Genomic DNA, 9,884 nt, shown 5'->3' with positions numbered 1-9,884 from the left:
AACACTCGATGGCCACGGGGCGGTCCGGTCACCAATGAACCGAACCGATAAAGGCACTGGCTTTTAACACGCTGTTGAGTTCTCAAGAAACGGACACCCACCGCGCCCGACCCACTCTCGCAGGCCCATACTCCGGGGCAACCCTTCTAACTTACCAGGCGATTCTCGTCTGTCAAGTTGATCCGGTGAAGATCGTTTCGACGGTTGAGAGTCTCCCAGTCCCCACACATCATCGTCCGACGCATCCGAAGAGCGCCGACTCAGATTCGTAGGGTTCGCCCACCGGGCCGGCCACCTTGCGGCGTCCTGCATCCCGTCTCGGACTGACCAGACCATCGTACTACAGGCCGAGCGAGGCTCGAACCGGTTTTCTCCGGGCTGGTCCCCGGGGCCGTCCGCCTGTCGGCGTCCCGCATCCCCTTGGGCATGGACGACTTTAGGAGGGCCGCCGTGAAGCGTCAAATCGGGGATCCGCTGGGATACGGTTCGCTTCATCCTGCGTTCGGGGAGGTCCGCTTGCACACGAGCGCCGTGGTCCGTTCGGCGGAGCGTCTGGTCGTGGCGGCGACGATGGGACCGGCGGGGCACCACGTGCACGCCTGGCGCCTCACCGTCGTTCCCGGGCTCATCGAGGTACGGGCCGACGCGGACAGGTTCCCGGCCACCGGCGACCCGACCGGGCGGCGGCTTCATCTCAGCTGCGGCGCCGCGCTCGTCAACCTCCGCCTCGCCGCGGCGCAGCTCGGGTACGAGGCGGTGGTGCGGCCGCTGCCGGACGCGGAGCGCCCGTCGCTGCTCGCGGTGGTACGGCTCGCGGGCAGGCACCGCGTCACGCGGGCGGAGCGGCTGATGTACGCGGCGACGCTGCGCCCCTTCGCGCCGGGGCGGGTCCATCAGGTGCCGCGGTTCGCCGAGCTTGCGGAGGTGGCCCGGCTGGAGGGGGCGGTCCTGCGCCGGTGCGCGGGAACGGCCGTGCTGGCCACGCGCGGCGACTCCCCCGCGGACTGGCTTCGTGCCGGGCAGGCGTTGCAGCGCGTGCTGCTCGGTTCGGCGGCGTCGTTCCGGTACGAGCCGGAAGCCGGGGAGCCGCGCGAGGCGCGGCGGGTCATCGAGCCGGGCGAGGTGCCGCAGGTGTTCCTCGACGGACTATCCGAGACGGCGGTAAGCGGACAGCACGAACGACAGGGGCACCGGGAACGGGTCGGGTAGGTCCGCGAGGCGCCGCCGCAGCTCCTCGGGCGCCACGTGGTGCGCGCTCGGCCCCATCGCCACCAGGGTCGCGGCGTCGTCGTGGCTCAGGAGCGCCTCGGTCTCCAGGTCCTCGCGGGTCTCGGCGGTGAAGTGGCCGGCGAGCGCGGTGTCCATGCGTTCGGCCTTGCGCTCGTCGACGGACAGCAGGCCGAGCGCGCGCACCAGGGTTCCGAGGTGCCGTTCCGACGGGGTGACGGTGTAGAGGATCCCGCCGGGCTTCAGCACGCGGTGGAACTCGGGGGCGTTGCGGGGCGCGAAGACGTTGACGACGGTGTCCGCCGCGGCGTCCCGTACGGGAAGGGGCCGCCACAGGTCGGCGACCACGGCGCCGGCGCGGGGGTGCGCGCGGGCGGCGCGGCGGGCGGCGTGCTTGGAGATGTCGAGCGCGAGGCCGGCCGTTCCGGGGGAACGGTCGAGGATGGCCTTCAGGTAGTGGCCCGTCCCGGCTCCGGCGTCGAGGACGAGCGCGTCCGTGCGGGCGGCGCGTTCGGCGAGGCGCTCGGTCAGGACGCCGAAGTGGCCCGCGCTGAGGAAGGCGTCCCGCGCGCGGACCATCTCCGGTGTGTCGGCGGTGCCGGGCCGGGCGTTCCCGGACAGCAGGTTGGCGTAACCCTGGCGGGCGACGTCGAACCGGTGCCCGGCCGTGCACAGCAGCGCCCCCGCGTCGAGCTTCAGGCGCCCGGCGCAGACGGGGCAGGACAGGTGTTCGACGACGTCCGCCAGCATCCGTCCATCATGGCGGGTCAGCGGCGCAGCGGCGCCGGCGGGCGGGCGGCCTCCGGCAGCGCGATCGCCACCTTCAGGACGCCGTCGCGGTAGTGGGTGGTGAGCGTCCCGGCGTCGGCCCCGGCCGGCAGGGTGATGACCTTCCGGTAGAGGCCGTACGGGATCTCGGTGCGGGTACGCGCCCTGAAGTCGTCCCGCCGGATCGCCTTGATCTCGACGGTGCCGCCGTGCACGGACACGTCGATGTCGCGGTCCGGGTCGACCCCGGGCAGGTCCGCGCGGATGACGTACACGCCGTTCTCGACGTAGTCCTCGGCGCGGATGGGCCGGCCGGCCTGGCGGAGGCGGGCGAGCGGCGCCGACCGGGCGATGCGGTCCAGCGTTCTCATCGGTCGCTCCTCCCTGACGGGGTGCGTCCATCGGACTCCCGCCGGGAGCGGACGTCCAGGGGCGGCGTCCGTTTCCGGTCAGGCCCCGGCGGGCGCGTCATGCCTGGGCGCGACGCTGCACGTCCTCCATGTCCAGCTCGCGGACCTGCTCGATCACGTTCTCCAGCGTCGCGGCGGGCAGCGCGCCGGGCTCGGCGAACACGATGATCCCGTCGCGGATGGCCATCAGCGTCGGGATGGACGAGATGCCGAAGCGCTGCGCCAGTTCCTGCTCGGCGTCGGTGTCCACCTTGGCGAACGTGATGTCGGCGTGCTTGTCGGCGGCCTTCTCGAAGACCGGCGCGAATCGCTTGCACGGCCCGCACCATTCCGCCCAGAAGTCGATCAGGACGATGCCGTCGCCCTGGGCCACCTCGTCGAAGTCGTCCGCGGTCAATGTGACCGTCGCCATGTCGTCATCTCCTCGTTCGGGGTATCGGTGGGGTAGAGCGGTGCCCGCCTCCGCAGTATTCCCTGTCCGGGAATCACCGGAGGGCTTCCGTACGTTGTGCCTTCAGGGAGATCGCACCGGAGAAGGGTCAGGATGACTGCAACCCGTACCAAGGGCGACAGGGTCGACGCCCCCGACAAGGACCTCGTCGGGGCCTATCTCGACCGGATCGGCCGTACGCCGCTGCTCGACGCGGTGGAGGAGGTCGACCTGGCGAAGGCGATCGAGGGGGGCCTGTACGCCGAGCGGCTTCTGGAGGAAGGGAAGCCGCCGGAGGGTGTGACGCCGGAGGAGCTCGAGGAGCTCGTCGCCCGGGGACTGCGCGCGAAGCGCCGGTTCGTCGAGGCCAACCTGCGGCTCGTCGTATCGATCGCCCGCAAGTACCCGACCGATTCGCTGCCTCTGATCGACCTCATCCAGGAGGGCAATCTGGGGCTGATGCGCGCGGTGGAGAAGTTCGACTACCGCCGCGGATACAAGTTCTCGACGTACGCGACCTGGTGGATCCGGCAGGCGATCGGCCGCGGCCTGAGCCACACCGCGCGGACGATCCGGCTGCCCGTGCACGTCGAGGAGGAGCTGTCGCGGCTGCGGCGCGCCGAGCGGCAGCTGAGCCGCGACCTGGGCCGCGAGCCGAGCCGCGAGGAGCTGGCCGACGCGGTCGGCGCCGCGCCCGAGCACGTCGACGAGCTGCTGCGCTGGCGCCGCGATCCCGCCAGCCTCGACGCGACCGTCGACGACGCGGGCGAGACGCCGATGGGCGATCTGCTGGAGGACCCGGAGGCGGTGACGCCCGAGGCGGAGATCGTCGCGCTGGACGACCTGGAGGGGCTGGCGCGGCTGCTGGAGCGGCTGCCCGAGCGCGAGGCGGCGATCCTGCGGGCCCGGTTCGGGATGGACAGCGGGCAGCCGCTGTCGTACGCGCAGATCGGCGCCCGGTACGGGCTGAGCCACAACCGGGTGCGGCAGATCACCGACCGGTCGCTGCGGCGGCTGCGGCAGCTGGCGGTCGACGTCGATCCGGGCGGGCACCGCACGCTTCCCGGTCCGGCGGCGCCGCGGCGCGCCGAGGGCGACGCGGAGCGGATGCGCGGCCGGCGGCTCCACGAGCCGGCGCGGCAGGCGCGCCCGGCGCGTTCCAGGGCCGCCTGACCTGGTTCTCCCTAGGATTCCGCCGAGGGGGACGGCCCGGTGCCGGGCCGTCCCCCTCGGCATGTACGGCCTTATCGCCGACACGGCTCATAGTGAGGCGCGAACCGTGCCATAACCTGGCGTCGTCCAATCAGTACGTGTCCAGTCAGAACGTACGGCCCACCCGTCACCGACAGTTCGCAGGGTAGATCTCGACATGTCCATGAACACCACGGGCGATCTCGACGCCTGGCGCGACCTCCCCGCCCTCCAGCAGCCCGCGTGGGACGACCCGGCCGAGGTCCGGGCCGTGACCGCGGAGCTGGCCAAGCAGCCCCCGCTGGTCTTCGCCGGCGAGTGCGACCAGCTCAAGCAGCGGCTCGGCGAGGTCGCGCGCGGCGAGGCGTTCGTGCTCCAGGGCGGTGACTGCGCGGAGACCTTCGAGGGCTCCAACGCCGACGCCGTCAAGAACAAGCTGAAGACCCTGCTGCAGATGGCGGTCGTGCTCACGTACGCCGCCAGCGTGCCGGTGGTCAAGATCGGCCGGATGGCGGGGCAGTTCGCCAAGCCGCGGTCCAAGCCGACGGAGACGCGCGACGGCCTGGAGCTGCCCGCGTACCGGGGCGACGCGGTCAACGGCTTCGACTTCACGCCGGACGCGCGCCGCAACGACCCGTGGCGGCTGCTGAAGGCGTACCACGCCTCGGCGGTGACGCTGAACCTGTGCCGGGCGTTCACCAAGGGCGGCTACGCCGACCTGCGGCAGGTGCACGCCTGGAACCGGGACTTCGTGGCCGCGAGCCCGGCCGGGCGGAAGTACGAGACGCTCGCGGGCGAGATCGACCGGGCGCTGACGTTCATGAAGGCGTGCGGGGCGAACCCCGACGAGTTCCACGGGGTGGAGTTCTACTCCAGCCACGAGGCGCTGCTGCTGGACTACGAGCGGGCGCTGACCCGGATCGACAGCCTCAGCGGGCTGCCGTACGACGTGTCGGCGCACCTGGTGTGGCTCGGCGAGCGGACGCGGCAGCTGGACGGCGCGCACGTGGAGTTCCTGCGGCACATCCGCAACCCGATCGGGGTGAAGCTGGGCCCGACGACGTCGGCCGACGACGCGCTGGCGCTGATGGACCGGCTGAACCCGGACGGCGAGCCGGGCCGGCTGACGTTCATCACCCGGATGGGCGCCGGGAAGATCAGGGACGCGCTGCCGCCGCTGATCGAGAAGGTGGAGCGCAGCGGGTCGCCGGTGGCGTGGATCTGCGATCCGATGCACGGGAACACGTTCGAGGCGCCGAGCGGGCACAAGACGCGCCGGTTCGACGACGTGCTGGACGAGGTGACGGGCTTCTTCGAGGTGCACCGGGCGCTGGGCACGCATCCGGGCGGCATCCACATCGAGTTCACCGGCGACGACGTGACCGAGTGCGTCGGCGGCGGCCACCAGATCGACGAGGGCGACCTGTACCAGCGGTACGAGACGGCCTGCGACCCGCGCCTCAACCGGGGCCAGTCGCTGGACCTGGCGTTCCGCGTCGCCGAGCTCTACCGCAAGACCCAGTAGCCGGGACCCGGGTAGCGCAGGGCCCGGTCAGTACGGGCGGGCGCCCGCGGCGAGGCCGCCGCGGGCGCTCAGACCTCGACCTCGGCCCAGACGACCTTGCCGCCGGTGACGGGGTCGGCGCCCCAGTCGCTGGCGAAGCGGTCGACGATGAACAGGCCGCGGTGCGACTCGTCCAGGGGGCCGGGGACGGTCAGCCGCGGCATCTGCGCGGCCCGGTCGCGGACCTCGATGCGGACCCGGCCGTTGCCGCGCAGCAGCCGCAGCTCCAGCGCGGTGCCCGCGTGCAGGACGGCGTTGGCGACGAGTTCGGCGACGATGGCCGTCACCAGCTCCTCGCGCTCCATCAGCGCCCAGGTGCGCATGGTGCGGGCGGCGAGCCGGCGGGCGTACTCCACCGCCTCGGTCTGGGGGGCCGCGCGCAGCGTGGTCTCGGTCATGGCGGCGCTATCCGGCGCTCGCGTCGCTCGCCCCGCTGGCCCCGCCGATGAGGAAGCGGTCGAGCCCGGTGGTGCGCAGCACGTTCTCGACCCGGCCGTAGGCGCCGGTGACCGTCAGCTCGGCGTTCTGGGCCTTGGCGTGCTTGTAGGCCCGCACCAGCACGTTCAGCCCCGAGGAGTCGCAGAAGTCCACGGCGGTCAGATCGACCACGACCTCCCGCTCCCCGGCGTCGATCAGCTCGGTGAGCCGTGCCCGCAACTCCTCCGAGGAGTGCAGGTCGATGGAGCCGCGCGCGGCGATCGTCGCGCGGCCGTCCTGTCGTGTCGTGTGCAAGGCAAGCCCCACGCCACCCCACCTTACCGATTGTTGAGCTCCATCATGACGCCCGGAGGACGATGAGGGCAACGTCGTCGCCGGAGGGCTCCGGCCCGAAATCGCGCACCGCCCGCTGGATCCGGGCGGCCACCGCGCCCGCGCTGAGCCCGGTGCATCCGGAGAGCAGGCGTTCCAGCCCGTGGCCGTCACCCAGCAGCCGCGCCCCCGAGCGCCGTTCGGTCACCCCGTCGGTGACGCACAGCAACACCTGGCCGCGCTTCAGCTGTACGGTCTCGGTCCGGAAGTCCACCCCGTCGAACACCCCGAGCAGCGGCTGCGGCGAGGAGGCCTCGGTCACCCTACCGTCCGGGTCCAGGATCAGCGGCGGCGGGTGGCCCGCGCTCGCCAGCTTGATCGACACGCCGTCCCGGCGGGGCCGGGGCGCGATCTCGCCGTGCAGCAGGGTCAGCAGCCGGCCGCGCTCGCCCTCGGCGAGGATCAGCCGGTTGAGGCGGGCGAGGACGTCGGGGACCGACAGGTTCTCGGCGGCCAGGATGCGCAGCGCGTGCCGCGCCAGCCCGGTCACGGCGGCGGCCTGCGGGCCGGTGCCGCACACGTCGCCGATCGCGAACCGCCAGCGCGCTGAGGCCGCGGTGGGGGCGCCGGGCCCGGCGGTCTCGAAGACGTCGTAGAAGTCGCCGCCGACCTCGCTGCCCTCCCCCGCCGGCTCGTACACCACCGCGACCTCCAGGCCGGGGATGTCGGGGATGGCGGGCGGCAGCAGGCTGCGCTGGAGCGCGCTGCTCATCGTGGTCTGCTCGGAGTACAGGCGGGCGTTGTCGACGGCGAGGGCGGCGCGGCGGCTCAGCTCCTCGGCCAGCTCGATCGCGCTGCGCGGGAAGCGGTCGCCGGGCGGCCGGCCGATCACGATGGTGCCGATCCGGCGGCCGCGGGCGATCAGCGGGAAGGCGTAGGCGTGGTCGGCGGCGGTGGCGCCGGCGGCGGCGCGCACGTCCGGCGGGGCGGTGGCGAGCCCGTGCCAGGGGCCCGGCGTGTCCATCGGGGGCGCCATGTCGGCGTGCTCGAGCAGCTCGCGCAGGGCGTCGGCGCGGGTCTCGTCGGCGTGCCAGACGTAGGCGAGCCGGGCGGCGCCGGAGTCGGCGACGGTGTAGACCGCGCACCAGGTCGACAGCCGGGGCACCACCAGCTGGGCGACCAGGGCCATGGTGCGCTCCTGGTCGAGGGTGCCGGCCAGCAGGTCGCTGGCCTCGGCGACGAAGCTCAGCCAGCCGCGCCAGGAGCGTTCCAGCTCGCCCACCCGGGCCTTCTCCAGGTTGAGCGACATCTCGTCGGCGATGCGGCCGAGGCGGGCGGCGGCGGCCTCGTCGAACCGGCCCGGGGTCGACGACAGCGCGACCACGACACCGGTCAGCCGGCCCTGCGCCTCCAGCGGCGCCGCGGCCAGCGACCGGGCGTGGAGGGCGGCGGCGACCGGGTCGGAGGTGTCGGAGGACACCCAGGGCGTGCCGGCGCGGGCGTCGGGGCCCAGGTTGACCACCGACAGGTCGCCGAGCTGGACCTCGGCGGGCAGGCCGGCGGCGGCGCCGAGGACGAGCCGGCCGTCCCGCTCGGTGAGCAGCACGGCGGCGGCGTCGGCGTCGAGGACGTCGCGGACGGTGGTGACGGCGGTCTCCAGGGATTCGCGGGCCGCCGGGGAGCGCAGCATCCGGTCGCCGCCGGCCGGCAGCCCGCCCGCCGGGTCGGCGCCGTCGGCGGCCGCGCCGTGCCGGCCCCGGGCGGCCAGGCCGTCGCGGTCACCGCGGTCACCGCGCAGGCTTCTGCGGCCGCGCCCGGCGCGTCCCGCGCTGCCGGGGTGGTCGCGTGAGGCGGAGGCGGTGCGGGCGCCGCTCCCCTCGCCCGCCGGGGCGGCGCCGGAGCGGATCCCGTCGAGGCCGGCGGACTCGTCCGTGCCGCCGGCACCACCAGGGCCGCCGGGGCCGTTGGAGCCGGCCGCGCCCTCCGACGACACGCGCGGCGACCCGGTGCCGTTCGCGGCGCCGGGCCCGGGCAGGCGGAACCAGACGCCCTTGGTGCGGCGGTCGTAGGTGACGCCCCAGGACGCGGCCAGCCGGGCGATCGAGGGCAGCCCCCGGCCGCTGGAGGCGTTCATCCCGGGCATCGCGATCGAGCGGGTGGGGTGCAGGTCGCGGACCTCGACGAGGATGTCCCCGTCGTCGGTGCGGCGGCAGGCGACCTCGAACGAGGTCCCGGCGTAGGTGACGGCGTTGGTGGCCAGCTCGCTGGTGGCGAGCACGGCGTCGTCGGCGGCCTCCTCCATGTCCCAGTCGGCCAGCACCCGCCGGACGAACTGGCGGGCGTCCGCCACGGAGGTCGCGGCGGACGGGAAGGTGGCCGACACCGTCTGCCGTTCCAACAGTCGTCCCTCACTCACGCGTTGTTCTCCCGGGTCTGGCTATCGTGACAGACTGGTCGACCACTCGGCCAGGAATGCCCGGCAGCCAGCGGGAGTGCCCTGGCCGCGCCGTCCCGCGCGACAGACGGTAACACGAACGCTACGATCCGCCCCCGCGGCCTCGGTGTCCTCGGGAGCCGGTCCCCGGGCCGGGGGCCGACGTAGAGTACAGGTGCGGCCCCGGACAAGGTATCCGTGTATCCGTGGTTTCCGTATACCCATATCGCGGGCCAGGAGGATGAAGAGCATGCCCCGTACCGCGTCCAGCACCCGTCGTAACGGAGGGTCGTTCCGTGACACCACACCCCGCTACAGCGACGCGGACCTGGCGCCACTGCTGAAGGCGCTCGCCGCGGTCCGGGACGGCAAGGCCCGCGCCGAGCTCGACGTGCCCGGTGAGGGCGCGGTGGCCGAGGCGGCGGCGATCCTGGAGGAGATCCGGGAGAACGGCGAGCAGCTGACGTCCGGGCTGAGCCGGGTGCGGCGCGAGATCGGCCGGGAGGGGCAGCTGCGCGGCCGGATCGCCCCGGGGACGCTCAAGGGCACCTGGGCGACGGCGGTCGAGGACGCCAACGCGATCATCGACAAGCTGACGGACCTGGCCACCGGCATGTACCAGGTGGTCGAGGCGGTGGCCCAGGGCGACCTGAACCAGCGGGTGGAGCTGCGGGTCGGCGGCCGCCCGATGCGCGGCGAGCTGCTGCGGATGGCCCGTTCGGTGAACGGGATGGTGGAGCTGCTCGACCGGTTCACCTGGGAGGTGAGCCAGTTCGCCCGGGAGGTCGGCACCGAGGGCCGGCTGGGCGGGCAGGCGTCGGCCCGCGGGATGACCGGCCGGTGGCGGGACGTGACCGCCGCGGTGAACGCGATGGCGGGCCGGCTGACCGACCAGGTCCGCGACATCGCCGAGGTGACCACGGCGGTGGCCGAGGGCGACCTTACGCGGAAGGTGACGGTCGAGGCGACCGGCGAGCTGCAGGAGCTGAAGCTCACCGTCAACACGATGGTGGACCAGCTGTCGGCGTTCGCCGACGAGGTCACCCGCGTCGCCCGCGAGGTCGGCACCGAGGGGCAGCTGGGCGGCCAGGCCAACGTGCGCGGGGTCAG

10 protein-coding genes are annotated in these 9,884 nt (G+C 73.5%); 4 read left to right on the top strand and 6 right to left on the bottom strand.

The genetic code is table 11. The features are described 5' to 3' along the window. Window positions 1–516: 516 nt before the first annotated feature. Window positions 517–1,209 (top strand): hypothetical protein, encoded by a 693-nt coding sequence (locus ACA361_RS33010; RefSeq protein ID WP_375018569.1) that lies wholly within the window; start codon window positions 517–519, stop codon window positions 1,207–1,209. Here the strand turns inward: ACA361_RS33010 and ACA361_RS33005 are convergent. The 3 genes from ACA361_RS33005 to trxA all read right to left on the bottom strand — a co-directional run bounded on the left by ACA361_RS33005 (window position 1,147) and on the right by trxA (window position 2,817). Continuing rightward, window positions 1,147–1,977 (bottom strand): putative RNA methyltransferase, encoded by an 831-nt coding sequence (locus ACA361_RS33005; RefSeq protein WP_375018567.1) that lies wholly within the window; start codon window positions 1,975–1,977, stop codon window positions 1,147–1,149. The genes ACA361_RS33010 and ACA361_RS33005 overlap by 63 nt on opposite strands. Window positions 1,978–1,994: 17 nt before the next feature. Next, the gene (locus ACA361_RS33000; RefSeq protein WP_375018565.1) at window positions 1,995–2,366 is read right to left on the bottom strand and encodes an Hsp20/alpha crystallin family protein; all 372 of its coding nucleotides are present in this window, start codon (window positions 2,364–2,366) and stop codon (window positions 1,995–1,997) included. 97 nt (window positions 2,367–2,463) lie between these two features. Further along, the gene (trxA, locus tag ACA361_RS32995) at window positions 2,464–2,817 is read right to left on the bottom strand and encodes a thioredoxin (RefSeq protein WP_375018563.1); all 354 of its coding nucleotides are present in this window, start codon (window positions 2,815–2,817) and stop codon (window positions 2,464–2,466) included. 132 nt (window positions 2,818–2,949) lie between these two features. Here trxA and ACA361_RS32990 point away from each other — a divergent pair, with 132 nt between their 5' ends. Both ACA361_RS32990 and ACA361_RS32985 read left to right on the top strand, forming a co-directional pair. Further along, entirely contained in the window at window positions 2,950–4,008 is a 1,059-nt protein-coding gene (locus tag ACA361_RS32990; protein ID WP_375018562.1) for an RNA polymerase sigma factor RpoD/SigA, read from the top strand. A gap of 202 nt (window positions 4,009–4,210) precedes the next feature. After that, window positions 4,211–5,551: a class II 3-deoxy-7-phosphoheptulonate synthase gene (locus ACA361_RS32985; protein ID WP_375018581.1), complete on the top strand. Its 1,341-nt coding sequence runs from the start codon at window positions 4,211–4,213 to the stop codon at window positions 5,549–5,551. 68 nt (window positions 5,552–5,619) lie between these two features. Here ACA361_RS32985 and ACA361_RS32980 read toward each other — a convergent pair whose 3' ends face one another. The 3 genes from ACA361_RS32980 to ACA361_RS32970 are packed head-to-tail and all read right to left on the bottom strand — an operon-like array spanning window position 5,620 to window position 8,756. Beyond that, window positions 5,620–5,988: an ATP-binding protein gene (locus ACA361_RS32980; protein WP_366626393.1), complete on the bottom strand. Its 369-nt coding sequence runs from the start codon at window positions 5,986–5,988 to the stop codon at window positions 5,620–5,622. 7 nt (window positions 5,989–5,995) lie between these two features. Next, on the bottom strand, window positions 5,996–6,322 hold the full coding sequence (locus tag ACA361_RS32975; RefSeq protein WP_375018560.1) for an STAS domain-containing protein: 327 nt from the start codon (window positions 6,320–6,322) through the stop codon (window positions 5,996–5,998). 43 nt (window positions 6,323–6,365) lie between these two features. Next, window positions 6,366–8,756 (bottom strand): SpoIIE family protein phosphatase, encoded by a 2,391-nt coding sequence (locus tag ACA361_RS32970; RefSeq protein ID WP_375018558.1) that lies wholly within the window; start codon window positions 8,754–8,756, stop codon window positions 6,366–6,368. A 268-nt stretch (window positions 8,757–9,024) separates the two neighbouring features. Between ACA361_RS32970 and ACA361_RS32965 the strand changes: the two genes are divergently transcribed. Further along, a partial coding sequence (locus ACA361_RS32965) for a HAMP domain-containing protein (protein WP_375018556.1) occupies window positions 9,025–9,884 on the top strand: 860 nt, incomplete at its 3' end.

This window comes from Actinomadura sp. 21ATH, from assembly GCF_041951345.1.
Taxonomy (GTDB): Bacteria; Actinomycetota; Actinomycetes; order Streptosporangiales; family Streptosporangiaceae; genus Spirillospora.
Note: the sequence above shows the minus strand (reverse complement) of the source record. Positions and strands in the feature narration are given on the sequence as shown.

What these genes read in the sequence shown, in the direction of transcription:
- ACA361_RS33005 (WP_375018567.1), bottom strand. Translation starts at nt 1,977, where the DNA reads ATGCTGGCGGACGTCGTCGAACACCTGTCCTGCCCCGTCTGCGCCGGG.
- ACA361_RS33000 (WP_375018565.1), bottom strand. Translation starts at nt 2,366, where the DNA reads ATGAGAACGCTGGACCGCATCGCCCGGTCGGCGCCGCTCGCCCGCCTC.
- trxA (WP_375018563.1), bottom strand. Translation starts at nt 2,817, where the DNA reads ATGGCGACGGTCACATTGACCGCGGACGACTTCGACGAGGTGGCCCAG.
- ACA361_RS32990 (WP_375018562.1), top strand. Translation starts at nt 2,950, where the DNA reads ATGACTGCAACCCGTACCAAGGGCGACAGGGTCGACGCCCCCGACAAG.
- ACA361_RS32985 (WP_375018581.1), top strand. Translation starts at nt 4,211, where the DNA reads ATGAACACCACGGGCGATCTCGACGCCTGGCGCGACCTCCCCGCCCTC.
- ACA361_RS32980 (WP_366626393.1), bottom strand. Translation starts at nt 5,988, where the DNA reads ATGACCGAGACCACGCTGCGCGCGGCCCCCCAGACCGAGGCGGTGGAG.